The sequence below is a fragment of the Streptomyces sp. NPDC046887 genome, assembly GCF_040644755.1.
In the GTDB taxonomy this organism is placed as follows: domain Bacteria; phylum Actinomycetota; class Actinomycetes; order Streptomycetales; family Streptomycetaceae; genus Streptomyces; species Streptomyces lichenis.
In genome coordinates this window covers 25,461-48,371 of the sequence record NZ_JBEYXH010000018.1, presented here as the reverse complement: position 1 = coordinate 48,371, position 22,911 = coordinate 25,461, and the positions used below count along the sequence as shown (strand labels likewise).

Sequence of the window (22,911 nt, the reverse complement as noted above, 5' to 3'; positions counted from 1 at the left end):
TCCCGGCCCCCGCTACCCGCCGTACGGCCGTACGGAGAAGGGGTGCGCGGCTCCGGCCACCCGGACCCGCAGCCCGCTCCCATCCGGCGGCAGCGCCCGTCCCGCGGCCGTCCAGGCGTGCACCGCGGAGGCGTACGCGGCCGGGTCGGCGTCCGCACCCGGACCGGCGGCCAGCCGCAGCGGCCCCTGGTGGCGGATGCGCACCACGCACTCCCCGGGCCCGGTGACATAGGCCGCCAGCCGGCAGTGCGGGTGCCGGGCCAGCACCTCCGCCGTCCACCGTTCCGCCCCGCCCAACCGGGGGTCGTCCTGCGGTCCGTCCCGCCAGATGACCTCGGCCGACTCCAGGTCGCCGGGGTCCCGGGTGTCCTCGTGCACCGCCAGATGCACCGTCCCGGCCGCCCCGTACGGGACCTCCGTCGACCGCTCCACCACCACCTCCCCGTCGTCCCGCACCCGGGTGCGCACGGCGAGCGGCGCGGTACGGAGCGGCGGCTCGTACGGGGGCAGCGGCAGCGGTTCCAGCGAGGCAGGACCCGGCGGCTCGGGCAGCTCCATCAGCCCGTACAGGCACCGGCGGAGCAGCGCCGCCGAACGGCCGGGGGCGGAACTGGTGTACTCGGCGGGGCCGCCGTGCGGCCGGTGACCGGCGAGCAGCGCGTCCAGCTGCCCGGGCAGCGGTCCGAAGGGATCGAGCCGGGGAGCGGTGCGGACGAACTGCGCGAGCGGCGCCTCCGGATCCAGCGCGTCCTGGCCGTCGGCGGCCAGCAGTACGGGGATGCCGAGCGCCGCCGCGTAGTAGGAGACCGCCCCGAAGTCGCCCAGGACCGCGTCGGCGGCCAGCAGCGCCTGGCGCCAGCCGCGCACCGGGTCGATCAGGGTCAGCCCGGCCCGGCGGGCCCGGTCCAGCCAGGCGCGGAGCTGCCCCGGGCCGTGCCCGTGCCAGATGTTGGGGTGCAGCACGGCGGCCAGCCGGTAGTCGTCCGCGGGCAGTTCGGCGGCCAGCCGCGGCAGCAGCCCGGGCAGCACGTCCCGGCCGCCGCTGCCGAAGAAGCCGGACGGGTTCCAGGTGGAGTTGAGGACGACCAGCCGCTGTCCGCCGCGTACGCCGAGGGCGCGCCGGTAGCGGTCGCGGTACGGGCGCGCCGCCAGCATCCGGTCGAAGCAGGGGTCCCCGGCGAGCACCGCGGCGCCGACCGCCTCCGGGCAGACCCGGGCCAGCCGGTCGTGCTGCTCGGGGTGGGAGAGCACCAGCGCGTCCACGAAGGGCCTGCCGTCCGCCAGCAGCCACTGCGGCGAGAGCCCGAACGTAGGGGCGACCCCCGGCCCCGGCTCCCGGTGTCCGGCTCCCGGTGTCCGGTGTCCGGTGTCCGGTGTCCGGTGTCCGGTGTCCGGTGTCCGGTGTCCGGTGTCGCCAGCCTCTTAGTGTAGCCAACTCCGTGCGACAGTACGGCCAACTTCCCCTTTATCGCCTCAAGTTGGCCGCCGAAACTGGCGGAGACCGCCAGGTCCACCGGTGTCGCCAGGGCCTGCTCCCAGGGCAGTACGGGCAGCTCCAGTTCGCCGAACAGCTCCGCGATCCCGCCCCGGAAGGCGGAGGACCCGGTCGAGGTCACCAGCAGCTGCACCCGGAAGTCGTCGTGGAAGAGCGGCAGCACGTCCAGCAGCCGCCCCGCCGAGGTCACGTTGTGCACCACCAGCAGCACCCGCCGCCGTACCCCGCGGCTCGCCCAGCGCTCGGCGTCCGCGCCGACCGGGACCCGCAGCGCCGCCCCGGCTTCCGCCCCCGCCCCCATGCGCACCCCCTGCCGACCGCCTCGGGCCCCACCCTAGATCGATCATGAGCCGTCCCGGACGGAACGGCGTTTTCCGCAGGGCCGGTACGGTCCGTCAATCGGGGCGAACCGCCCAAAACGTGGCGTGCGGCACACTTCCCGCCCCCAGGCCCCCCGGCCCCGCCACCGAATCCGCGTCCGCCGCAAGGGAGTTGCGCCCGACCCGTCCCGCCACGCCCTCATCCGCCGTGACCCACGTCTCTACTCCGCCGGATGCGCAGCTGTCACTGTGGTCGGGCCATCGGAAGAACCGTCCCCGTGCCGGCCGCGTCCGCACCAGCCGACGACCGTCTCCGCACCCGCCGACGAAGCGAGAAGCCATGAGTGCCGCCACCACCGCCGCTGCCGCCCCCCGCGCCCGTACCGGAGGCCCGAAGGACGACGGCCCCCAGATCCTGGAGCACGTCCTCGGCTGGGTGCTGGTCGCCGTGATCGCCATGCTGGTGACCCAGGTCGGCCTGCTCTGACCCGCTTGCTCCGGCCTCCCCGGTAGCGGCCCCTTCCGTTCCGCTTCCGCCCCGCTTCCGTCCCACCCCGTAACGATCTCTCTCCACCCGTGACGGGAGCCCGCCGATCGGGCATACTCATCGCGCCCGCAGCCGCAGGTCAGCCCCTCGCGAGATCCGTGAGGGCGGCATCGGACGGGCAGTGGTTTCCGGCGGCGCCGCCCCCAACCCTTCGCGCGCGCCCCCGCAGCGCCCGACAGGGAGGAGAGCGCCCCCATGACCGACCGCGCCCCGCAGCAGGTGGACCGCGTACTGCCCACCGAGGAGGCCAGGGATCTGATCGCCCTGGTGCGCGACATCGTCCAGGGGGAGATCGCCCCCCGCGCCGCCGAGGAAGAGGACGCCGGCCGGTTCCCGCGCGACACCTTCGCCCTGCTCTCCGAGTCCGGACTGCTGGGGCTCCCGTACGACTCCGCCTTCGGCGGCGGGGACCAGCCGTACGCCGTCTACCTCCAGGTCCTGGAGGAGCTGGCGGCCGCCCGCCTCACCGTGGGGCTCGGGGTCAGCGTGCACTCCCTCGCCTGCCACGCGCTGGCCGGCTACGGCACCAAGGAGCAGCAGGCCGAGCATCTGCCCGCCATGCTCGGCGGCGGCCTGCTCGGCGCGTACTGCCTCTCCGAGCCGTCCTCCGGCTCGGACGCCGCCTCGCTGCGCACCCGGGCGGTGCGGGACGGCGACGACTGGGTGATCACCGGCACCAAGGCCTGGATCACCCATGGCGGCATTGCCGACTTCTACACCGTGCTGGCCCGTACCGGCGCCGAGGGCCCCAAGGGCATCACCGCCTTCCTGGTGCCCGGCGACGCGGAAGGGCTGTCGGCCGCCGCCCCCGAGAAGAAGATGGGGATGAAGGGCTCCCCGACCGCCCAGGTGCACTTCGACGGGGTGCGGGTGCCGGACGGCCGGCGGATCGGCGAGGAGGGCCAGGGCTTCTCCATCGCGCTCTCCGCGCTGGACTCCGGCCGGCTCGGCATCGCCGCCTGCGCCATCGGCGTCGCCCAGGCCGCGCTGGACGAGGCGGTGGCGTACGCGACCGACCGCCGCCAGTTCGGCCGGCCGATCGCCGACTTCCAGGGCCTGCGCTTCATGCTGGCCGACATGGCCACCCAGATCGAGGCCGGCCGCTCCCTCTACCTGGCCGCGGCCCGGCTGCGGGACGAGGGCGCCCCGTTCTCCCGCCAGGCGGCGATGGCCAAGCTGTTCTGCACGGACGCGGCGATGCGGGTGACCACCGACGCCGTCCAGGTGCTCGGCGGATACGGCTACACCGCCGACTTCCCGGCCGAGCGCTATCTGCGGGAGGCCAAGGTGCTCCAGATCGTCGAGGGCACCAACCAGATCCAGCGGATGGTCATCGCCCGCCATCTCGCGGGCCCGGAGACCACCCGCTGAGCCCGCGCCCCGGGGCTCCCACCTGCCCGCTTCCCGGGGCGCTCACCGGCCGTGCGGTGAGCCGGACCCACTCCTGGTCCGGCCGCCCCGGCACGGTCCGCCCGCCGCTCGCCCACTGGCGGACCAGCGCCCGGTAGATCGGCGGATCGGCCGACGCCGCCGGTCCTTCCCGAGTCCCCACCGGCCACGGAACCGATTCTTCCGTTCGGCCCTCGTCCGACGGGGGCGCCGGGAACCGGGCGGTGCCGTAGCCGGTGGCCGGGCAGGTCGAGTCCAGCAGGCTCATACCGGGCCAACGCGGCGCGGCCCCCACGGGTCACCGCCCCGGGGATTCGGCCGCCAGTTCGCGCCGTCCCCGTCCCGCCGGGAGCCTCCGGCGCATACGGCACCGCCCGGCCGCGCCCCGAGGGGAGCGGCCGGGCGGTGGGGATGCCGGGCGGGGTCAGGCGGCGCGCCGTACCTCCGGCGGCGTGGCGCGGTGCAGCGGCCGCAGCGGGGCCACCGCCTTCACCGGGCGGGAGCCGGGGCCGCCCACATGCGAGAACGGCTGGGTCCGCCAGTCCAGGCCCTGCGGCAGGGTCAGCAGCAGCGCCGTCTCCTGCTCCACCGGCTCCTTGGAGTGGTCGGCGGGGCGGGCGTCCGCGGCGGCCCGGCCGGTGCCGGCGCAGACGGTCAGCACGAACGGGTTCCACGGGGAGGGACACAGCGCGTGCTCCGGAAGCACCTCCTCGTCCGCCAGCAGCGCGATCGGCTGGGCGCAGTCCGGGCAGACGACCCGGAACATCTCGAACGTGTCATAGGCGTTCGCGCCATAGGTGTCAGGCTCGTCGTCCTCAAGCGGCACGACGGAATCAACAGGCTCCTGCATGGAGAATCTCCCCCTCGGGTGGGCCGACCGGGCTCACGCGGTCACGACCACAGCAAGCAATTCCCTTCCGCCCGCGCGAATAACCATCCGGTCACGGCCCGCACGGTCCGAAGTCCTGTGGCGTTGGTCACATGCCGCTCGCAGGTGCGCTCCGAGACCCCCTCCGGCTGTGCCCGGGGTGGTCCGGGGCAATAGGTTGACCGCATGGAGGAGCTGGATCGTCAGATCGTGGAGTTGCTCGTCAAGGACGGGCGGATGAGCTACACCGACCTGGGCAAGGCCACCGGTCTGTCGACCTCGGCCGTGCACCAGCGGGTGCGCCGGCTGGAGCAGCGCGGTGTCATCCGCGGCTATGCCGCCGTGGTGGACCCGGAGGCGGTCGGGCTGCCGCTGACCGCGTTCATCTCGGTGAAACCCTTCGACCCCAGCGCCCCCGACGACATCTCCGAGCGGCTCGCCGACATCCATGAGATCGAGGCCTGCCACAGCGTGGCCGGCGAGGAGAACTACATCCTCAAGGTGCGGGTCTCGGCGCCGCTGGAGCTGGAGCACCTGCTCACCCGCATCCGCTCCCAGGCCGGTGTCTCCACCCGTACCACGGTCGTCCTCTCCACCCCCTACGAGGCCCGTCCGCCGCGCGTCTGAGCCGCGAACCTAACCTTGGTCCATGACGTCCACGACCGAGTCCGAGTCCGCCGACCCCGGGCACCGCACCGTGCTGCTGCGCGGTGGAGAAGTCCACAGCCCCGCCGACCCCTTCGCCACCGCGATGGTGGTCGAGCGCGGCCATGTCGCCTGGGTGGGCTCCGAGGGCGCGGCCGACGCCTTCGCGGGCGGGGTGGACGAGGTGGTGGACCTCCGGGGCGCGTTGGTGGCGCCCGCCTTCACCGACGCCCATGTGCACACCACCGCCACCGGGCTCGCGCTGACCGGCCTTGACCTCTCCGCCGCCCGGACGCTGCCCGAGGCGCTGGCGGCGGTACGGGCGTACGCGGCGGGCCGCCCGGGCGACCGGGTGCTGCTGGGCCACGGCTGGGACGCCTCCCGCTGGCCGGAGGGGCGGCCCCCGTCCCGTACCGAACTGGACGAGGCGGCCGGCGGGCGCCCGCTCTACCTGCCCCGGATCGACGTCCACTCCGCGGTGGCCACCACCGCCCTGCTGGACCTGGTCCCCGGGGTCACCGCGCTCGACGGCTTCCACCCCGGCGCCCCGCTGACCGGCGCCGCCCACCACGCGGTCCGCGCCGCCGCGCACGCCGCGGTCACCCCGGCCCGGCGCGCCGAGGCCCAGCGGGCCGCACTGGCCCACGCCGCCGCCCAGGGCATCGGCACCGTCCATGAGTGCGGCGGGCCCGAGATCTCCGACGAGGAGGACTTCACCGCCCTGCTGGCCCTCGCCGGACGGGAGCCGGGCCCCCGGGTGGTCGGCTACTGGGCCGAGGCGGTCACCGGCGCCAAGGACGCCGACCGGGTACGGGAGCTGGGCGCCCTGGGCGCGGCCGGCGACCTCTTCGCGGACGGCTCCCTGGGCTCCCGTACCGCCTGTCTGCACCAGCCGTACGCCGACGGGCCGGGCACCGGCGCCGCCCACCTCGACGCGGCCGCCGTCGCCGCCCATGTCACCGCCTGCACCGAGGCGGGCCTCCAGGCGGGCTTCCACGCCATCGGCGACGGCGCCCTGACCGCGGTGACCGACGGGGTGTGCCGAGCCGCCGAGACGGTCGGCCCGGCCCGGATCCGGGCCGCCCGGCACCGGGTGGAGCACGCCGAGATGCTCACCCCCGCGACGATCGCCGCCTTCGCCGAGTTCGGCCTCACCGCCTCCGTACAGCCCGCCTTCGACGCGGCCTGGGGCGGCGAGGACGGGATGTACGCCCAGCGGCTCGGCGCGGAGCGGGCCCGCACCCTCAACCCCTTCGCGGCGCTGCTGCGGGCCGGGGTGCCGCTCGCCTTCGGCTCCGACAGCCCGGTGACCCCGCTCGACCCCTGGGGCTCGGTCCGGGCCGCCGCCTTCCACCGCACCCCCGAGCACCGGATCTCGGTCCGCGCCGCGTTCACCGCCCACACCCGCGGCGGCTGGCGGGCCACCGGACGCGACGACGCCGGGGTGCTGGTCCCCGGCGCCCCCGCCGACTACGCGGTCTGGCGCACCGGGGAGCTGCTGGTCCAGGCGCCGGACGACCGGGTCGCCCGCTGGTCCACCGACCCCCGCTCCGGCACCCCGGGACTGCCCGACCTGGCCCCCGGCGCCGAGCTGCCGGTCTGCCTGCGGACCGTGGTCGGCGGACGGACCGTCTTCGTACGACCGAACGAGTGAGGCACGCGCTTTCCGGACACCGCCCGCATCCCGCCCGCGGTCGGTCCGGCGCCCCGCCGGGGCCCGTACGACCTGCGGATCTTTCCCGCCGATCCGGCACCGATCCGCACTGACCTGCTGTTCAACCGCCGTCCACCGGGTGGTTCGGGTATTGACAGCGCGCGGTCGCGGACGGGTAGTTTCGGCCGGGTCCACTCCAGGACATCCGTCCGGCCGGACCGTTCCCGCGGTCGTCGAGTGCCGCTGGGCCATGGGGCGGTACGCCGACCCGGCGCGCCGCCACTGGGAGCCAGGTCCAGCGCCCTCGCCTCGTGAGCGGGTCCGGTGAGAGCCGGAAAGGGTGTCCCTCCCGCTCCCGGGCGCGTCCCCGGAGCGGGGGAGGGTGCGGACCCGGGTGGGGCCCGGACGTTCAGTAGACAACGGCTTTCGGTCGACCCGCAGCCAGCGGGCGCCAGGTCGGCCCGAAGGACTCCGGGCCCCATGGGCGCCCGCCGGCGCCCGGCCCGCGGGCTCCCCGCCTCCCCTTACCCGGCCGCCGCCCACCCGGCCCCGCCCGCGGCTCGCTATGGTGGTCATCCGTGTACGGACGTGAGGGGCAGCAGTGAACGACGGTGACCAGAGGCGCTACGGGCCGCTCGGCAGAGCCTTGGTGATCATCCCGACCTACAACGAGGCCGAGAACATCACGCCGATCGTCACCCGGGTGCGCGAGGCGGTGCCCGAGGCCCACATCCTGGTGGCGGACGACAACAGCCCCGACGGCACCGGGAAGATCGCCGACGAGCTCTCCGCCGAGGACGACCACGTCCACGTCCTGCACCGCAAGGGCAAGGAGGGCCTCGGCGCCGCCTATCTGGCCGGCTTCCGCTGGGGCATCGAGCAGGGCTACGGCGTACTGGTCGAGATGGACGCCGATGGCTCCCACCAGCCCGAGGAGCTGCCCCGGCTGCTGACCGCCCTCAAGGGCGCCGACCTGGTGCTGGGCTCCCGCTGGGTGCCGGGCGGCCGGGTGGTCAACTGGCCCAAGCACCGCGAGATCCTCTCCCGCGGCGGCAGCACCTACTCGCGGCTGCTGCTCGATGTGCCGATCCGCGATGTCACCGGCGGCTTCCGGGCCTTCCGCAAGGAGACCCTGGAGGGCCTGGGCCTGGAGGAGGTCGCCTCCCAGGGGTACTGCTTCCAGGTGGACCTGGCCCGGCGCGCGGTGACCGCCGGCTACCACGTGGTCGAGGTGCCCATCACCTTCGTGGAGCGAGAGCTCGGCGACTCCAAGATGAGCAAGGACATCGTGGTCGAGGCGCTGTGGCGGGTCACCGCCTGGGGTGTCGGCTCCCGCGCCGGCAAGCTGCTCGGCCGCGGCGGCCAGGACGGATCCGCCCGTCCGCCCCGGGAGCCCGGCGAGCCCGGGCGCTGACCCGGCACGCGTGATGGACAGGGGGGCGGCGTGAAGAGCCGACTGCGGAAGAAGCTGGCCGGCCGGCTGGTCTGGGCGGCAGGGACCGAGGACCCCGCCACCGTGCGGGCGGTGCTGCGCACCACACTCCACCCGGACACGGCGGACGCCTACGGCACCACCGCGCTCTACGCCGCCTCGGTGCACGGTGACGCCGAGATCGCCGGTCTGCTGCTGCGGGCCGGCGCCTCGCCCGACCGGGAGAGCGCCGGCCTCGGCTCCGAGGGCACGCCGCTGTGCGCGGCCGCCTGCTGGGGCCACACCGAGGCGGTACGCGCACTCCTGGCGTACGGGGCCGATCCGGCCCTCCGCGAGGACGGCGGCCAGGGGCGCACCCCGCTGGAGTGGGCCGAGGCCGGCCCCCACCCGGAGACCGCCGCCCTCCTGCTCGCCGCCACGCGCTGAACCTCCGACGCCGGTCCTCTTACGCCGGTACGACCGGCGCTTCGGCACACTGGGAGCATGACGACCGGTGCACCGCCCCCCGACACCCGCAAGCGCTCCCGAACCCGCTCCCTGGTCCCGCTCGCCCTCGCCGCCTGGCTGGTGCTGGAGATCTGGCTGCTGATCCTGGTGGCCGACGCGGCCGGCGGGCTCACCGTGTTCGCCCTGCTCGCCGGTGCCGCCCTGCTCGGCGGGGCGGTGGTGAAGCGGGCCGGCCGCCGGGCCTTCCGCAACCTCCAGGAGACCGTGCAGCGGCAGCAGGAGCCCGGAGCGGCCCCGCCCACCGGGCGCGGCAGTGAGGGCAACGGACTGCTGATGCTCGCCGGACTGCTGCTGATCCTCCCCGGGCTGGTCACCGACGCGGCCGGTCTGCTGCTGCTCGTCCCGCCGGTCCGCGCCGCCGTGGGCCGCTCGACGGAACGCCGGCTGGAGCGCCGGATGCGGGCGGCGGCGCCCGGCACCCTGGGCGGCGCCTTCCAGCAGGCCCGGATGCACCGCCCGGACGGCAAGGTGGTCCAGGGCGAGGTGATCCGCGATGACACCCCGCCGCGCCAGGACACCGGCGGCGACCCCGGCCCCCGCCCGCCCCTCACCCGCTGACCTGCGCACCCGCGGACCGGCCCGGCCCGGGCACGGGAGACGCCGGTCCGGGCGCGGGAAACGCGTACCCGGTCCAGGGAAACGCCTGACCGGGCGCGGGAAACGCCGGCCCCGGCCCCAGGGAAACGCCGGACGGGGCGCCGGCCCAGGCACGGGAAACGCCGGCCCCGGCCCCGGGCGACACCGGACCGGGCGCGGGAAACGCCGAGGGGCGGCGGTACGTGGATCACGTACCGCCGCCCCTCGGCGTTGGTGCTCTGCCGCCGTGCGCCGGGCGCCCGCCGTCAGGCGGTCACCTCAGGTGGACATCCGGGCCGGGCGAACCTCCGGTCGTCCGCGTCAGGCGGACTTGCGGCTGTCGCGCGGATGCACGGCGATGTTCATGGCGCCGGAGCGCAGGACCGCCAGCCTTTCGGCCAGCACCTCCTCCAGCTCCTCACGCGTACGCCGCTCCATGAGCATGTCCCAGTGCGTACGCGCCGGCTTGCCCTTCTTCTCCTCGGGGCCGTCCCCGTCCACCAGGAGCGCCTGGCTACCGCAGACCTTGCACTCCCACTCCGGCGGAATCTCCGCCTCGACCGAGAACGGCATCTCGAAACGATGCCCCTTCTCGCATGCGTACTCCACCGCCTGGCGCGGGGCCAGATCGATGCCGCGGTCGGTCTCGTAGCTGGTCACCACGAGGCGCGTGCCGCGAAGAGCTCGCTCACTCATGAATCGTGCCTCCCGGGCTTGTCGCCCACAGGACAGGTGTCGCTGTCGTCGTCATCCGGTCAACGTCCGGTCGGCGGATAAGATTCCCGTTCCGGGTCATGCGTCGCCCGTCGTGCCGCCCCTTGTTGTACCCACCACTGCCCGGTTTGTCACATCTGAACAGAGATGTAACCGAGTGTCTCGAACATGGCGGCACGCAGTAACGGTCCGCCAGGCAGGCCAAAGACGTACAGTACCGGTCTTCGGTGGTCGTGTTCAAACCGCACCCGCCGACGGGTGCCACCGGATCCGGATCCGGATCCGGCTATAGCCGCTCCGGCACCGGGTTGCCCGCCGCGGCGACCGCCCGGCGTACCGGCACCCTGGCCAGCAGCACGAAGCCGAGCGCGAAGAAGACCACCAGGGAGGCGATCGCGTCCCGGTAGCTGCCGGTGAGCTGGTAGGCGAGGCCGAACACCAGCGGCCCCAGCCAACTCACCCCGCGGTCGGACATCTCGTACGCCGCGAAGTACTCCGCCTCCTTGCCCGCCGGGACCAGGTGCGAGAACAGCGAGCGGGACAGCGCCTGGCTGCCGCCCAGCACCAGCCCGATGGCCGCCGCCAGTGCGTAGAACCACACCGGGGCGCCGGCCGGCAGGAAGTAGCCGGCGGCCAGGATCGCCGTCCACAGGGCGAGCGAGGCGAGGATCGTGCGCTTGGCGCCGTACGTCCGGGCCAGCCGGCCCATCCCCAGCGCGCCCGCCACCGCCAGCACCTGCACCAGCAGCACCGCCGTGATCAGCGTCGTCTGGTCCAGGCCCAGCTCCTCCGAGCCGAATACCGAGGCCTGGGAGATCACCGTCTGCACACCGTCGTTGTAGAGCAGATACGCCAGCAGGAAGGCGAGCGTCAGCGGATGGCGGCGCATGTCCTTCAGGGTGGCCCGCAGCTGCCGCCACCCCGAACCGGCCGCCTCGGCCCCCTCCGCTCCTTCCGCACGGGGCAGCCGCCGGTCGCGCAGCCGCCGCAGCGGAATGACGGTGAAGGCGCCCCACCACAGTCCCGCCGAGGCCAGGCAGATCCGGACCGCCTCCGACTCCGACAGCCCGAAGGACTCATGGCCGGTGTAGAGCACCAGGTCCAGCACCAGCACCAGCGCGCCGGAGGTGTAGCCGAACGCCCAGCCCCGCGAGGAGACCGCGTCCCGCTCGTGCGGGGCGGCGATCTGCGGAAGATAGGCGTTGTAGAGCGCCATCGACACCGCCAGCGCCGCGTTCGCCACGATGAGCAGCCCGGCGCCCAGCAGATAGCGGTCGCCGTCCAGGAGGAACAGCCCGGCCGTGGCGCCCGCGCCCACATAGGCGGCCAGCGCCAGCAGCGGCTTGCGGCGCCCGCTGCGGTCCGCCGCCGCTCCGGCCAGCGGCATCAGCAGCACGGCCAGCACCAGCGAGGCGGACACCGCGTACGGGAAGACCGACCCCGCCCGTACCGGGATGCCCAGCGGGTGGACGAAGCCGTCCGGATCCGCCGCCGCCTTGGCCACGGAGGTCAGATACGGCCCGACGAAGACCGTCAGCACGCTGGTGGAGTACACCGAGCAGGCGAAGTCGTAGAAGTACCAGCCGCGCTGCTCCCGCCGCCGGGCCGCCCGCGCCGCCGCGTCCTCCGCCCCGTCCGGGCCGTCCGCCCCGTCGGGCGGGTGGCCGGTGGTGCGTGTGTCCATTGCCGCCCCCTTGGTGCCGGCCCGGCGCGCCGCCCACATCATGGGCGGGCCCCGGACCTCAGACCCAGGCTCCCCGTTCGGTGAGGACCCCGCGCAGCGTCTGAAGATGATCGGTCATGATGCCATCGACCCCCAGGTCGAGGAGACGGGCCATCCGATCCGGTTCGTTCACCGTCCACACATGCACCTGGAGGCCGAGCCGGTGCGCGGTCGCCACGAACCGCCGGTCCACCACCCGCACCCCGCCCTGTGTCTCGGGCACCTGCGCCGCCACCGCGCCCGCCCGCAGCGGCACCGGGACGCCGAGCGAACGCAGCCGCAGCGCCAGCACGCCGCGCACCCCGTAGGAGGTGGCCAGTCGCGGGCCGGCCAGCCGTACGGCCCGGGCGACCCGGCCCTCGCTGAAGGAGCCGACGCACACCCGGTCCCAGGCGCCGGTGCGCCGGATGAGGTCGACCAGCGGCCCCAGCGCGGACTCCGCCTTGAGGTCCACGTTCCACCGTGCGTGCGGGAACTCCTCCAGCAGCTCCTCGAAGAGCGGTAGCGGCTCGGTGCCCCCGACTCTGGCCTCGGCCACCGCGCTCCACGGCAGCTCCCCGATCCTGCCCCGGGCGTCGGTCACCCGGTCCAGGGTGGCGTCGTGGAAGGCGACCAGCCGGCCGTCGGCCGTGGTGTGCACGTCCGTCTCGAAGTAGCGGTAACCCGCCGCGGTGGCCCGGCGGAACGCGGCCGCGGTGTTCTCCAGGCCGTCCGCCGCTCCGCCGCGGTGGGCGAACGGCAGGGGGAGCGGGTGGTCCAGATAGGGATGGGGACGGGGTACGGGCTGGGGTACGCGAGCGCTCACCGCCGCAGTATCGCCCCTGCTCCCCGACCCGGGTCCACCGAGGTCCCCGTCCCGCCGTCCGCCTCCGGCGCGGCCCGCGTCCCCGCGGCGACCACGGCGCCCGCCCCGGTGCCCGGGATGTCGAAGAACCGCAGGAAGAACTGGGCCAGCGGGCCGATGGCCAGCGCGTACAGCAGGGTGCCCAGGCCCACCGAGCCGCCCAGCGCGAAGCCGGTGGCCACCACCGACACCTCGATGACCGTGCGGATCAGCCGGATCGAGCGGCCGGTGTGCCGGTGCAGCCCGGTCATCAGCCCGTCGCGCGGGCCCGGGCCGAACCGGGCCGCGATGTACAGACCGGTGGCGATGCCGTTGAGGACGATCCCGGCCGCCATCAGCCCGGTCTGCGCGAACAGCCCGTGCACATCCGGGACCAGCAGAAGGGAGGCGTCCATCGCCGCGCCGATGACCAGCACATTGGAGACGGTGCCGAGCCCCGGGCGCTGGCGCAGCGGGATCCACAGCAGCAGCACCAGGGCGCCGAGGATGGTGAGGACGACGCCCATGGACAGCCCGGTCCGCTCGGCCAGGCCCTGGTGCAGCACGTTCCACGGCTCAAGCCCGAGGCCGCTGCGAACCAGCAGGGCCGAGCTGAAGCCGTACAGGGCGAGCCCGGCGTAGAGCTGGAACAGCCGGCGGGGGAGGTGCCGGGCAGGCCGGGGTGTGGTGGCCGGCTGAACCGACGTCGTGGACATGTTGCGCCCCCCGTTGGAGTGGTGGTGGACTGACTTCCACCACCCTGTGGCAGGCTTTCGGCCGGCGAATACGGCCAATCCGAGGAAGGTGGACTGATTTCCATGGCTGACTGGACCTCAGCGGTGGGTGCCGCCCAACTGGCCCGGCAACTCGGCGCGCAGCAGACCCGCCCGGCCGGCCCCGGGACCCGCCGCCCGCCCGCCTACCGGGCGCTCGCCGACGGCATCCGGTTGCTGGTGCTGGAGGGCCGCGTCCCGGTCGCCACCCGGCTGCCCGCCGAGCGCGAGCTCGCCCTGGCGCTGTCCGTCAGCCGCACCACGGTCGCCGCCGCCTACGAGGCGCTGCGTGCCGAGGGCTTCCTGGAGTCCCGCCGCGGCGCCGGCAGCTGGACCGCCGTCCCGGCCGGCAACCCGCTGCCCGCCCGCGGCCTGGAACCGCTGCCTCCGGAGTCGCTGGGCTCCCTGATCGACCTCGGCTGCGCCGCCCTGCCCGCCCCCGAACCCTGGCTCTCCCGCGCCTTCCACGGCGCGCTGGAGGACCTGCCGCCCTACGCCCACACCCACGGCGACTACCCGGCCGGGCTGCCGGCGCTGCGGCAGACGATCGCCGACCGCTACACCCGCCGGGGCATCCCCACCATGCCCGAGCAGATCATGGTCACCACCGGGGCGATGGGCGCCATCGACGCCATCTGCCACCTCTTCGCGGGCCGCGGGGAGCGGATCGCCGTGGAATCCCCCTCCTACGCCAACATCCTCCAGCTGATGCGCGAGGCGGGCGCGCGGCTGGTCCCGGTGGCCATGGCCGAGGGGCTGTCCGGCTGGGATCTGCCCCGCTGGCGGCAGGTGCTGCGGGACGCCGCCCCACGGCTCGCCTATGTGGTCGCCGACTTCCACAACCCGACCGGGGCACTCGCCGACGACGACCAGCGCCGGTCCCTGGTGGACGCGGCCCGCTCGGCCGGCACCGTCCTGGTCGTCGACGAGACCATGTCCGAGCTGCACCTGGAGGACGGGATCGAGCTGCCCCGCCCGGTCTGCTCCTACGACCCGGCCGGCGGCACCGTGCTCACCGTCGGCTCGGCCAGCAAGGCGTTCTGGGCGGGGCTGCGGATCGGCTGGGTGCGCGCCTCACCCGAGGTGATCCGCTCCCTGGTCGCCGCCCGTGCCTACGCCGACCTGGGCACCCCGGTGCTGGAGCAGCTCGCCGTCACCTGGCTGATGCGGGGCGGCGGCTGGGAGGAGGCGGTCGCGCTGCGCCGCGTCCAGGCCCGGGAGAACCGCGACACCCTGGTCGAGGCGGTCCGCCGGGAGCTGCCGGACTGGGAGTTCGAGGTGCCCCGGGGCGGGCTGACCCTCTGGGTGCGTACCGGGGGGCTGTCCGGCTCCCGGCTGGCGGAGGTGGGGGAGCGGGTCGGCATCCGGGTGCCGTCCGGGCCGCGCTTCGGGGTGGACGGCGCCTTCGAGGGCTATGTACGGCTGCCCTTCACGGTGGCCGGCCCGGTCGCCGACGAGGCCGCCGCCCGCCTCGCCGCGGCCGCCCGGCTGGTCCGCGCGGGCGCCAGCGGAACGGGCGAGACCCCGAGGACCTTCGTGGCCTGACCGGCCGCGCCCTCGGGGTCTCGCCCTGCTCTGCTCCCGCTACCTCCCGGGCTCTCCCGGTGCCGGTGCCGGTGCCGGTGTCTGCGGCGTGACGGTGGGGGACCGCAGCACGGTGTGCGGCACCACCCGGGGCAGCGGCTGGGTGGAGTCCAGCGGCGGGACGGCCGCCGGCGGCTCCGCCTTCGCCACCGGGTGCGCCAACGGCCGCGGCCCGACCCCGGCGGGGAACGCGGGTACGAAGACCGGGGCGGGGGCGGGCTCCGCGTATCCCGGAGGGGCGGTCGACGGTACGGGGTGCGATGCCGGGGCGGCCGGGGTGAGCGCCACCGGCTCGGGGTGCCGCTGCGGCATCGTCAGGGCCGGAGCCGGAGCCGGCGGTACGGGCTCGGGGTGCGGGCCCGCCGCGGGTTCCGGCAGCGGGGCCGGGGGTTCCGGCCGCGCCCGTACGGGCTCCGCCGAGGTCGCCGGAGGCGCCGGAACGGACTCGTCCGGGGCGGCGTCCCCCGTCCGCTCCGTCTCCGTCCCCGGCTCGTGTCCGGGCAGCAGGGCCAGGACCGCCTGCCGCTCCGCCTCGCCGGTCGCGTCGTCGTACGGGTCCGGGGTGGCCGGCACCTGGAGCCGCAGCACCCGCCCCGTACCCAACCGTGCGTACCCCCGGCCGGGCGGGACATCCGGCACCGGGGTGGTGTGCGGGGCGGTCTCCAGCGCTCCGGCGACCTCGGCGGCCGAGGCGGCGCCCAGCACCACCCGGGCCCTGGTGTATCCGCGTACCTCCTCCGACAGCTCGCCCAGGCCGTCCAGCTGCTCGCCGACGACCACCGTCACCCCGGCCGTCCGGCCGTGCCGCAGCGGGACGCCGAGCTCCCGCTGCGGGTCCGGGGCGCCGTCCGCCGCGGCCAAGTGGACGAAGGCGCTCGGCCGGTCCACCAGCACCCACAGCGGCCGGCGGACATCCTCGGGAGCCGGCTGACCCGTCTGGCGCGCCCGGTCCGCCGCGCCGAGGCGTCGCTCGGTCTCCCGGGCCGCCCACTCCAGGCCGGCCAGCGCGCCGGAGAGTCCGGACTCGATGGCCAGCACCCCGGGACGGCCCTTCAGGAACGCGTACTCACCGGTGCCGCCGCCGTCCACGATCAGCACCTCGCCGTGGTGCAGCGCCTGGAGGGCGAGGGAGCGCAGCAGGGTGGTGGTGCCGCCGCCGGGGCGGCCGAGGACCAGCAGATGCGGCTCGGCGGAGCGCGGGCCGGTCCGCCAGACCACCGGTGGGGCGTCGCGGTAGTCCTCGCCGTCCCACACCGGCACGGTACGGGCGACGGCCTCCTCGTCGGTGAAGCCGAGCACCGCCTCACCCGGTGCGGTGACGAACCGCTGGGCGGCGACGGAGGTGGGCAGCGGCGCCAGCACCCGCATCAGCAGCCGGTTGCCCTCCTCGTCCCAGTCGAAGAGGTACTCCCGGCCCCGGCCCGACTTGGCGCGCAGCACCTGCTCCACCCGGGCCCGGCAGCCGGGGTCGCCGTCCGGGAAGTACGCGGGGTAGGCGACCAGCAGCCGGCCCAGGCGGCCGTCGCCGTCGAACTCGGCGTCGGAGAAGGCGCCGGCCCACTCGCCGCCGTGCCGGAAGAGCGGCGCCGGGTCCTCGGGCACCGCGAGCAGCGGCACCAGCGCCTCGTACAGCGCCTTCAGCCGCTCGGACTCCGCCTCGTCGGGGCCGGTCCTGGCGACGGGGCGCTCACGGCCCTTCCACCCGGCGGCGCCCATCAGCGCGATCAGGGCGAGGACCGGGCCGTAGGGGATCATCGCCACGGCCAGGACGCAGGCCAGGGCGACGAGGAGGGTGGGGCCGCGCCGGTCCTTGGGGGTCGCGGCCCATCGGGCACGGGCGGCCGCGGACAGCTTGCGCAGGCCGCGGCCGACCGTGATCAGCGGTTGGAGGACGTCCGCGGCGCCGTCGGCGGCCGTCCGCGCGGCCTGCCGGCCACGGGCGATCCGCGCGCCGCCGCCGCTCACCAGACCGGACAGCGCCGAGCGCCTGCCGGGCTGGTGTGCCGGGCGGGGCGGCCGGCGCAGAGAGGGGCGGAGGAAGCGGGGGAGTGGTCGCCTGGCCACGTCGTACTCCTGGGGGTGAGGGGCCGCCGGGCGTCAGAAGTTGATGCCGCCGAGCAGGCTGGCCAGGCTCGCGCCGCCGGCCGTGATGCTGGGCGCGATCGCGGTGCCGGCCAGATAGAAGCCGAACAGCGCGCAGACCATGGCGTGGGAGGCCTTGAGCCCGTCCTTCTTGAAGAAGAGGAAGACGATGATGCCGAGCAGTACCACGCCTGAGATGGACAGGATCATGAGGGGTTCTCCTGGGTGAGGGGACAGTCACCTTCAGTTGTTCCAGCCTCGCCGGAAGTATCCATGGGGCGAAAGTGGCAATCAGGTGAAAGAGATGACTTTTCACCCCAATGGCACACGGGTCGGGATCTTCCCCCTGGCCGCCGGGCGCCGAGAGCCGGACCTCCCCGGCAGCCGGCAGGCGGGCGGGCTCCCGGACGAGCGCACGGCGCGCCGGGCAGTACCCTTCCGTTCGTTCCTCCGGCAGGCAGCCGGAGGAATCCGCCGCCGGACGGTCGGCGGCATCGCTCCTCCCGACGTGAAAGGCGGCCCGTCCGATGAGTGGGAACCCGTCGAGTGAAAACGCAGCGAGTCAGAACGCATCGAACGAGAACGCAGCGAGTCAGAACGCATCGAGCGAGAACCCGGCGAACGAGGGTCTCGACCCCGAGGTGATCGAGCTGGCGACCAAGGTCTTCGACATGGCCCGGAACGGCGACGCCGAGGCCCTCGCCTCCTATGTCGACGCCGGCGTCCCGGTGAACCTCACCAACGACCAGGGCCACACCCTGGTGATGCTCGCCGCCTACCACGGGCACGCCCCGGCCGTGCGGGTGCTGGCCGACCGAGGCGCCGACCTCGACCGCGCCAACGACCGCGGCCAGACCCCGCTCGCCGGAGCCGTCTTCAAGAGCGAGGACGAGGTCGTCCGGGTGCTGCTGGCCGGCGGGGCGAATCCGGAAGCCGGGACTCCGTCCGCGGTGGATACCGCCCGTATGTTTGGGAAGGCAGATCTGCTGGAGCTGTTCGCGGCCCGGTGAACGGAGGCCGAACCCCAGGTGGGGCGGTGTCGTAAATGTGGTCGCGGTGGCGAAATGACTGGGTCATCATGACGACGGGCCCACACGGGGCCACCGAGGAGAGGCAGAGGAAGATGCTCACGAAACTCAAGCGGAAGACGACGACGGGCGGCTCGACATGTTGCTGCGCGGCCTAGGCCACCACCGTCCCCCGCGGCGCTCGACGCGCCCGGGTCCCGGGGGCTCTCCGGGTTCGTCGACAGCTTGATATGAGGCAACTTCCATGTTCGATCCAGTCATAGCGCCGAGCGGCACCCTGCTCGGCCTGCTGCAGCGGGGGCGCGGCGACGGCACGCTGCACGCCCTCGCCGCCCCGCGGGCCGAAGCGCTGGCGGCCCTCGACCACTGTGTGACCGGTGATCCCCGCCAGGACTGGCAGGTGGAGAACCGCTCCCTCTACTACGCCCGCCTCTACCTGGACCTCCATGGCGGACTCCAGGGCGTCGAAGAGCACCTCTTCGACGCCGAGGACTTCCTCGACACCGAGGAGTCGCGCACCGGCCTTGCTCTCGCGGTCCTCGGGCACCTCGCCTCCTACGGCCGCCAGGACGCCCTGCTGCTGCTGCGCCGCTACGCCGCCACCGGCACCAACTGGGCCTGGGCGCTCGACGAGCTCGCCCTGCGCGACGACGACGCCGGACTGCGGGCGCTCGCCGAGCCGGTGCTCGCCCGCTTCCCGGCCGGCCCGGAGGGCGATGCCGAGCTGGCCGCCACCGTCCGGGACGCCTTCGAACCGCGCCCCTGGCGGCTGTGGGCCGACGACCCGCGCCCCGCGGTGGGTGCCAGGGTGCGCGCCGCCCGGGAGCAGGGCTCGTTCGACCGGTGGCAGCGCCAGCTGCGCCCGAGCGGACCGCGCCCGGGCTGGAGCGTCCAGGCCGTCTTCGACTGGGCGCAGGAGGCGCTGGAGCGCGGCTCCGCCCTCCATGTCCCCGCCGCCCGCTGCCTCACCGCGGTGGCCGGCCCCGAGGACCGCGCCGGCATCCTCGACGCGGCCCGGAGCGGCCCGGACGGTGCCCGCTGCGCCGCCCTGCACTACCTCGCGGAGGCCCGCGACCCGGCCGTGCTGGACCTGGTCGAGACCGCCGCCGACGCCGGCTCGCCCGCGGTCGCCGAGACCGCGGTCGCCGCCTTCGAGCGGATGTGCGGCGACGAGGCCGTGGACCGGGCGCGCCGCTGGGTGCACCGCTCCGACGAGCTCGGCGCCTCCGCCGCCAAGGTCCTCGCCTGCCGCGGCGAGGCCCGGGACGCCGGACTGGTGCTGAACGCGCTGCGCTACGCGGTACGGGTCGACGGCCCCGACGCGCCTTCCCTCTATGCCCTGGTGGACGGCGCCGGGCGGCTCGGTGTCGCCTGCGCCGCGCCCGTGCTACGGCACGTCTACCGGGAGACGGCCTCCTCCCAGCTGCGTGGCCGGGCCGCCCGCGCGCTGGCCGCCACCGACCCTTGCTTCCCCGCCGGCTTCGCCGTCGAATGCCTCTGGGACTGCGAGGAGACCACCCGGGAGATCGCCGCGCTGCACGCCGAGACCGGTGACGTCCGCGTCGCAGAGCGGCTGCGCCGGCTCGCCGCCGACCCCGCCGAGGAGGACGAGGTGCAGAGCGCCGTCCGCAGCCGCATCGGCCCCGACGGCGAAACCCTGCCGGCCCTCTGACCCCCGCCCACCCGCCCCGGCGCCCGCCCCACCCAGGCCGGCCCCGGGGCGGCGGCACGTCGACGCCCTCCGTGCCATCCGTCGGCGGGCTGCCCGACTACGGTGGAGCTCGCCCCGGCAGGGGGTCGACGGCAGTACCCGGGTGGGCCCTTCGCCGTCGCACCCGTGTGCACCGGCCTCGCCTCGTCGGCGCGCTGCCCGGCCCGGCGGTGCCCCTGCGGGCCCTGGTAGTGCTCGCCCCCGCATGGCGGACGACGACGATGTTCGGTCGGTCCCGTCGCTGCCGGCACCCATGAGCACCGCCCGTCGGCGAGCTGCCCGCCCGACCGCACGCCCGGCACGGGTAGGTCTCGCCACGGCAGGCAAGGTGTCGTCACCTGCCGCACCAGCCGGCCCCGCTCCGACCCTGCCCCGACGCGAGCTGCCCGCCCCGCCCGCCACCCTGAGCTGTCCGCCGCCGCAGGACGAGGGCACTGCCCGATCCCGTCCGCCCGCTGACGGAGCCACCCGCCGCCCGGGTCGTGCCGGTCGCGATGACCGAACGGGGCGGCAAGGTCCGGGCGCGGACGGGCGGGGGCTGCCCGGGGCGCCTCCGCCGTATCCGTCCATGGCGGGCGTCCTCCACGGGGACCGCCTATGGTCGGCGGCTCGTCGGGGCCCGGACCCGCGCACCCGACACCCGGGCCCGGGGTGAGCGGGCGAGGAAGCGCAGAGGGGTGCCGGGCACTGCCTGGGCCGCCGCGGCGAGGTCGTCCTCGCGGACCACCGCGATCACCGGGTAGCCCCCGGTGGTGGGGTGGTCGGCGAGGAACACCACCGGGAGCCCGTCCGGTGGCACCTGCACCGCGCCCAGGACCATGCCCTCGCTCGGCAGCTCGTCCTCGCGGGCCCGCTCCAGTGCGGGGCCCTCGGTCCGTAGCCCGATGCGGTTGCCGGCGGGCGAGACCCGGTAGGCGCTCGTGGTCAGCGTCCTCAACGCAGACGCGGTGAACCAGTCGGTGCGGGGGCCCAGTCGGACGCGCAGGATGAGCTCGTCCGGTGGGCCGGGCCAGGGCGGAGCCTCGTAGCAGGGGCCGGGCCCGTCTGGCGCCGGGTGGCCGAGTGGGAGGACGGCGCCGTCCCTCAGCGCGGGCGGGCCGAGCCCGGACAGCAGGTCCGTGGAACGGCTGCCCAGCACCGGATCGACGGCCACCCCTCCGGCGAACGCCACATAGGAGCGCAGCCCCCGCACCGCGGCGCCCACCTCCAGCACCGCGCCCGCCGGCATCCGTACCGCCGCGCCCCAGGCCGCGGGCCGGCCGTCCACCCGCACCGGGCAGGGCGCACCGCCCACCGCTGCCGTCACCTCGGCCGCGGACCGCAGCGCGCAGCCGTCCATGGTCGTCTCCAGGACGGCCGCCTCCTCGGGGTTGCCGACCAGCCGGTTGACCAGCCTGGCCGCCGAAGGGTCGAGGGCACCGGAGCGCGGTACGCCCAGGTGCGCCTGGCCGAAGCGGCCCAGGTCCTGAACGGTGGTCAGGGCCCCGGCGCGCAGCACCGCCACGGTCCGCCCGCTCATCCGGCCTCCGCTCGCCGCGGCAGGAAGCGCACCCGGGTCCCCGGCGCCAGCAGCGCGGCCGGCTCCCGCCCCGGGTCCCACAGCACCTCGTCCGTACGGCCGATGAGCTGCCAGCCGCCGGGTGAGGAGCGGGGATACACCCCGGTGTAGGGGCCGGCCAGGGCGACCGATCCGGCCGGCACCGCGGTGCGCGGCGTCGCCCGGCGCGGCACCTCGTACCGGGCGGGCAGCCCGGTGAGATAGCCGAAGCCCGGGGCGAAGCCGCAGAACGCCACCCGGTACTCCACGGCGGAGTGGATCCCCGCGACCTCCTCCGGGCGCACCCCCCAGGCCTCCGCCACCTCCGCCAGATCGGCCCCGTCGTAGCGGACGGGCAGCTCGACCACGGGCGCCGGACGGGAGTCGAGCGGCGGGATCTCCCACCCCGCGACCAGTACGGCGAGCCGGTCGGGGTCGTCCACCCCGTCGAGCAGCACCGTACGTGCCGCGGGCACCACCTCCCGGACGGTGGGCAGCTCGCCGGCCCGGCGGCGGCGCAGCAGCTCGGCGTGGAGGGCGGCCGAGGCCTCGCCGTCCGCGCACTCCAGCAGCAGGGCGTGCTCCCCGACCGGCAGGACCTTGACCCCCTCGCCGGGGCGCGGCCCCCCGCCCTCCGGAGCGTTCTCGGGGCCGCTCATACGAAGGCCTCCACCCGGACCTCGGCGTCCTCCAGCCGGGCCCGGACGCGGCGGGCGAGTGTGACCGCGCCCGGGGTGTCACCGTGCAGGCAGAGCGAGCGGGCCCGCACCGGTACCGAGGTCCCGTCCCGGGCGGTGACCGTGCCGAAGCGGGCCACCGCCACCGAGCGCTCCACGACCGCGTCGGCGTCCGTGATGACGGCGCCCTCCTCGGTCCTCGGCACCAGGGTGCCCTCGGGGGTGTAGGCGCGGTCGGCGAACGCCTCTCCGACCACCGGCAGTCCCGCCTCCTCGGCCGCCGCGTGCAGCCGGGAGCCGGGCAGCCCGAGCACCGGCAGGGCGCCGCCCGCCAGCAGGACCCCTCCCACCACCGCCCGGGCCTGCTCCTCGTCCCACACCGCGCGGTTGTACAGGGCGCCATGCGGCTTCACATAGGACACCCGGGAGCCCGCCGCCCGGGCGAACACCTCCAGGGCGCCGATCTGGTACGCCACCTCGGCCGCCAGTTCGCCGGCCGGTACGTCCATGGCGCGGCGGCCGAAGCCGGCGAGATCCCGGTAGGAGACCTGGGCGCCGATCCGCACCCCGTGCTCGGCCGCGGTGGCGCACACCCGCCGCATGGTGGCCGGATCCCCGGCGTGGAAGCCGCAGGCCACATTGGCGCTGGTGACGACGGACAGCAACTGCTCGTCGTCGGTGAGCCGCCAGCGCCCGAAGCCCTCGCCGAGGTCGGCGTTGAGGTCGATCGAGGCCCAGGTCATGGTGGTCTGTCTCCTTGTCGGTGGATGGGGGCGGGGGTGCCGCGAGGCGGCGACGGGTGAGCAGGGCCCTGCCGCGCACCGGC

22 protein-coding genes are annotated in these 22,911 nt (G+C 75.3%); 10 read left to right on the top strand and 12 right to left on the bottom strand.

Going from position 1 to position 22,911, the window contains the following annotated elements:
• Nucleotides 1-12: 12 nt before the first annotated feature.
• Entirely contained in the window at nucleotides 13-1,263 is a 1,251-nt protein-coding gene (locus ABZ945_RS18350; protein ID WP_361270267.1) for a hypothetical protein, read from the bottom strand.
• Between the two features lie 892 nt (nucleotides 1,264-2,155).
• Between ABZ945_RS18350 and ABZ945_RS18345 the strand changes: the two genes are divergently transcribed.
• Both ABZ945_RS18345 and ABZ945_RS18340 read left to right on the top strand, forming a co-directional pair.
• The gene (locus tag ABZ945_RS18345) at nucleotides 2,156-2,302 is read left to right on the top strand and encodes an SCO1431 family membrane protein (RefSeq protein WP_361270265.1); all 147 of its coding nucleotides are present in this window, start codon (nucleotides 2,156-2,158) and stop codon (nucleotides 2,300-2,302) included.
• A gap of 255 nt (nucleotides 2,303-2,557) precedes the next feature.
• Nucleotides 2,558-3,733 carry an acyl-CoA dehydrogenase family protein gene (locus ABZ945_RS18340; RefSeq protein WP_361270262.1) on the top strand — a complete coding sequence of 392 codons (1,176 nt, stop codon included), beginning with the start codon at nucleotides 2,558-2,560 and terminating at the stop codon, nucleotides 3,731-3,733.
• On the opposite strand, the gene ABZ945_RS18335 is transcribed toward ABZ945_RS18340, so the two are convergent.
• Together ABZ945_RS18335 and ABZ945_RS18330 are read right to left on the bottom strand one after the other, a co-directional pair.
• Complete coding sequence (locus ABZ945_RS18335; RefSeq protein ID WP_361270260.1) at nucleotides 3,693-3,914, bottom strand: hypothetical protein; 222 nt, start codon at nucleotides 3,912-3,914, stop codon at nucleotides 3,693-3,695. The two genes, ABZ945_RS18340 and ABZ945_RS18335, sit on opposite strands and share 41 nt — an antisense overlap.
• Before the next feature lie 261 nt (nucleotides 3,915-4,175).
• Nucleotides 4,176-4,601, bottom strand: coding sequence for a hypothetical protein (locus ABZ945_RS18330; protein ID WP_361270257.1), 426 nt, complete (start codon nucleotides 4,599-4,601; stop codon nucleotides 4,176-4,178).
• A gap of 204 nt (nucleotides 4,602-4,805) precedes the next feature.
• Between ABZ945_RS18330 and ABZ945_RS18325 the strand changes: the two genes are divergently transcribed.
• The 5 genes from ABZ945_RS18325 (at nucleotide 4,806) to fxsA (ending at nucleotide 9,415) form a co-directional block, all read left to right on the top strand.
• Nucleotides 4,806-5,246: an Lrp/AsnC family transcriptional regulator gene (locus ABZ945_RS18325; protein ID WP_248637201.1), complete on the top strand. Its 441-nt coding sequence runs from the start codon at nucleotides 4,806-4,808 to the stop codon at nucleotides 5,244-5,246.
• A 22-nt stretch (nucleotides 5,247-5,268) separates the two neighbouring features.
• Nucleotides 5,269-6,918, top strand: a complete 1,650-nt coding sequence (locus ABZ945_RS18320; protein ID WP_361270254.1) for an amidohydrolase — start codon at nucleotides 5,269-5,271, stop codon at nucleotides 6,916-6,918.
• Between the two features lie 601 nt (nucleotides 6,919-7,519).
• Nucleotides 7,520-8,332, top strand: a complete 813-nt coding sequence (locus ABZ945_RS18315) for a polyprenol monophosphomannose synthase (RefSeq protein WP_361270251.1) — start codon at nucleotides 7,520-7,522, stop codon at nucleotides 8,330-8,332.
• A 30-nt stretch (nucleotides 8,333-8,362) separates the two neighbouring features.
• On the top strand, nucleotides 8,363-8,776 hold the full coding sequence (locus ABZ945_RS18310) for an ankyrin repeat domain-containing protein (RefSeq protein WP_361270248.1): 414 nt from the start codon (nucleotides 8,363-8,365) through the stop codon (nucleotides 8,774-8,776).
• A 57-nt stretch (nucleotides 8,777-8,833) separates the two neighbouring features.
• Nucleotides 8,834-9,415, top strand: a complete 582-nt coding sequence (gene fxsA / locus ABZ945_RS18305) for an FxsA family membrane protein (RefSeq protein ID WP_361270246.1) — start codon at nucleotides 8,834-8,836, stop codon at nucleotides 9,413-9,415.
• A gap of 339 nt (nucleotides 9,416-9,754) precedes the next feature.
• Here the strand turns inward: fxsA and ABZ945_RS18300 are convergent, their stop codons facing one another.
• The 4 genes from ABZ945_RS18300 to ABZ945_RS18285 form a co-directional block, all read right to left on the bottom strand.
• Nucleotides 9,755-10,129: an RNA polymerase-binding protein RbpA gene (locus ABZ945_RS18300; protein ID WP_026278069.1), complete on the bottom strand. Its 375-nt coding sequence runs from the start codon at nucleotides 10,127-10,129 to the stop codon at nucleotides 9,755-9,757.
• A gap of 304 nt (nucleotides 10,130-10,433) precedes the next feature.
• A complete protein-coding gene (locus ABZ945_RS18295; RefSeq protein ID WP_361270243.1) occupies nucleotides 10,434-11,831 on the bottom strand; it encodes an MFS transporter in 1,398 nt (465 codons plus the stop codon).
• Nucleotides 11,832-11,889: 58 nt separating this feature from the next.
• Nucleotides 11,890-12,675 carry a glycerophosphodiester phosphodiesterase family protein gene (locus ABZ945_RS18290; protein WP_361270240.1) on the bottom strand — a complete coding sequence of 262 codons (786 nt, stop codon included), beginning with the start codon at nucleotides 12,673-12,675 and terminating at the stop codon, nucleotides 11,890-11,892.
• Nucleotides 12,672-13,409 carry a hypothetical protein gene (locus tag ABZ945_RS18285; protein WP_361270238.1) on the bottom strand — a complete coding sequence of 246 codons (738 nt, stop codon included), beginning with the start codon at nucleotides 13,407-13,409 and terminating at the stop codon, nucleotides 12,672-12,674. Before ABZ945_RS18285 ends, ABZ945_RS18290 begins: the two co-directional genes overlap by 4 nt.
• Before the next feature lie 102 nt (nucleotides 13,410-13,511).
• Here ABZ945_RS18285 and ABZ945_RS18280 point away from each other — a divergent pair, with 102 nt between their 5' ends.
• The gene (locus ABZ945_RS18280) at nucleotides 13,512-15,011 is read left to right on the top strand and encodes a PLP-dependent aminotransferase family protein (protein ID WP_361270235.1); all 1,500 of its coding nucleotides are present in this window, start codon (nucleotides 13,512-13,514) and stop codon (nucleotides 15,009-15,011) included.
• Between the two features lie 39 nt (nucleotides 15,012-15,050).
• Here ABZ945_RS18280 and ABZ945_RS18275 read toward each other — a convergent pair whose 3' ends face one another.
• Together ABZ945_RS18275 and ABZ945_RS18270 are read right to left on the bottom strand one after the other, a co-directional pair.
• Entirely contained in the window at nucleotides 15,051-17,027 is a 1,977-nt protein-coding gene (locus ABZ945_RS18275) for a hypothetical protein (protein WP_361270456.1), read from the bottom strand.
• Nucleotides 17,028-17,147: 120 nt separating this feature from the next.
• Nucleotides 17,148-17,342, bottom strand: coding sequence for a hypothetical protein (locus ABZ945_RS18270; protein WP_248637192.1), 195 nt, complete (start codon nucleotides 17,340-17,342; stop codon nucleotides 17,148-17,150).
• Between the two features lie 461 nt (nucleotides 17,343-17,803).
• On the opposite strand from ABZ945_RS18270, the gene ABZ945_RS18265 reads away from it, so the two are divergent.
• Together ABZ945_RS18265 and ABZ945_RS18260 are read left to right on the top strand one after the other, a co-directional pair.
• Nucleotides 17,804-18,142 carry an ankyrin repeat domain-containing protein gene (locus ABZ945_RS18265; protein WP_361270453.1) on the top strand — a complete coding sequence of 113 codons (339 nt, stop codon included), beginning with the start codon at nucleotides 17,804-17,806 and terminating at the stop codon, nucleotides 18,140-18,142.
• A gap of 262 nt (nucleotides 18,143-18,404) precedes the next feature.
• Nucleotides 18,405-19,832, top strand: a complete 1,428-nt coding sequence (locus ABZ945_RS18260) for a HEAT repeat domain-containing protein (protein ID WP_361270232.1) — start codon at nucleotides 18,405-18,407, stop codon at nucleotides 19,830-19,832.
• 634 nt (nucleotides 19,833-20,466) lie between these two features.
• On the opposite strand, the gene ABZ945_RS18255 is transcribed toward ABZ945_RS18260, so the two are convergent.
• From ABZ945_RS18255 to ABZ945_RS18245, 3 genes are read right to left on the bottom strand one after another with little or no spacing between them, the layout of a single operon-like run.
• The gene (locus ABZ945_RS18255; RefSeq protein WP_361270229.1) at nucleotides 20,467-21,390 is read right to left on the bottom strand and encodes a biotin-dependent carboxyltransferase family protein; all 924 of its coding nucleotides are present in this window, start codon (nucleotides 21,388-21,390) and stop codon (nucleotides 20,467-20,469) included.
• Nucleotides 21,387-22,067, bottom strand: coding sequence for a 5-oxoprolinase subunit PxpB (pxpB, locus tag ABZ945_RS18250; protein WP_361270226.1), 681 nt, complete (start codon nucleotides 22,065-22,067; stop codon nucleotides 21,387-21,389). The genes ABZ945_RS18255 and pxpB overlap by 4 nt, the downstream gene beginning before the upstream one ends.
• Complete coding sequence (locus ABZ945_RS18245; protein WP_361270223.1) at nucleotides 22,064-22,828, bottom strand: 5-oxoprolinase subunit PxpA; 765 nt, start codon at nucleotides 22,826-22,828, stop codon at nucleotides 22,064-22,066. The genes pxpB and ABZ945_RS18245 overlap by 4 nt, the downstream gene beginning before the upstream one ends.
• Nucleotides 22,829-22,911: the final 83 nt, after the last annotated feature.

What these genes read in the sequence shown, in the direction of transcription:
- ABZ945_RS18345 (WP_361270265.1), top strand. Translation starts at nt 2,156, where the DNA reads ATGAGTGCCGCCACCACCGCCGCTGCCGCCCCCCGCGCCCGTACCGGA.
- ABZ945_RS18340 (WP_361270262.1), top strand. Translation starts at nt 2,558, where the DNA reads ATGACCGACCGCGCCCCGCAGCAGGTGGACCGCGTACTGCCCACCGAG.
- ABZ945_RS18330 (WP_361270257.1), bottom strand. Translation starts at nt 4,601, where the DNA reads ATGCAGGAGCCTGTTGATTCCGTCGTGCCGCTTGAGGACGACGAGCCT.
- ABZ945_RS18325 (WP_248637201.1), top strand. Translation starts at nt 4,806, where the DNA reads ATGGAGGAGCTGGATCGTCAGATCGTGGAGTTGCTCGTCAAGGACGGG.
- ABZ945_RS18320 (WP_361270254.1), top strand. Translation starts at nt 5,269, where the DNA reads ATGACGTCCACGACCGAGTCCGAGTCCGCCGACCCCGGGCACCGCACC.
- fxsA (WP_361270246.1), top strand. Translation starts at nt 8,834, where the DNA reads ATGACGACCGGTGCACCGCCCCCCGACACCCGCAAGCGCTCCCGAACC.
- ABZ945_RS18300 (WP_026278069.1), bottom strand. Translation starts at nt 10,129, where the DNA reads ATGAGTGAGCGAGCTCTTCGCGGCACGCGCCTCGTGGTGACCAGCTAC.
- ABZ945_RS18295 (WP_361270243.1), bottom strand. Translation starts at nt 11,831, where the DNA reads ATGGACACACGCACCACCGGCCACCCGCCCGACGGGGCGGACGGCCCG.
- ABZ945_RS18285 (WP_361270238.1), bottom strand. Translation starts at nt 13,409, where the DNA reads ATGTCCACGACGTCGGTTCAGCCGGCCACCACACCCCGGCCTGCCCGG.
- ABZ945_RS18280 (WP_361270235.1), top strand. Translation starts at nt 13,512, where the DNA reads ATGGCTGACTGGACCTCAGCGGTGGGTGCCGCCCAACTGGCCCGGCAA.
- ABZ945_RS18270 (WP_248637192.1), bottom strand. Translation starts at nt 17,342, where the DNA reads ATGATCCTGTCCATCTCAGGCGTGGTACTGCTCGGCATCATCGTCTTC.
- ABZ945_RS18265 (WP_361270453.1), top strand. Translation starts at nt 17,804, where the DNA reads ATGGCCCGGAACGGCGACGCCGAGGCCCTCGCCTCCTATGTCGACGCC.
- ABZ945_RS18260 (WP_361270232.1), top strand. Translation starts at nt 18,405, where the DNA reads ATGTTCGATCCAGTCATAGCGCCGAGCGGCACCCTGCTCGGCCTGCTG.
- ABZ945_RS18255 (WP_361270229.1), bottom strand. Translation starts at nt 21,390, where the DNA reads ATGAGCGGGCGGACCGTGGCGGTGCTGCGCGCCGGGGCCCTGACCACC.
- pxpB (WP_361270226.1), bottom strand. Translation starts at nt 22,067, where the DNA reads ATGAGCGGCCCCGAGAACGCTCCGGAGGGCGGGGGGCCGCGCCCCGGC.
- ABZ945_RS18245 (WP_361270223.1), bottom strand. Translation starts at nt 22,828, where the DNA reads ATGACCTGGGCCTCGATCGACCTCAACGCCGACCTCGGCGAGGGCTTC.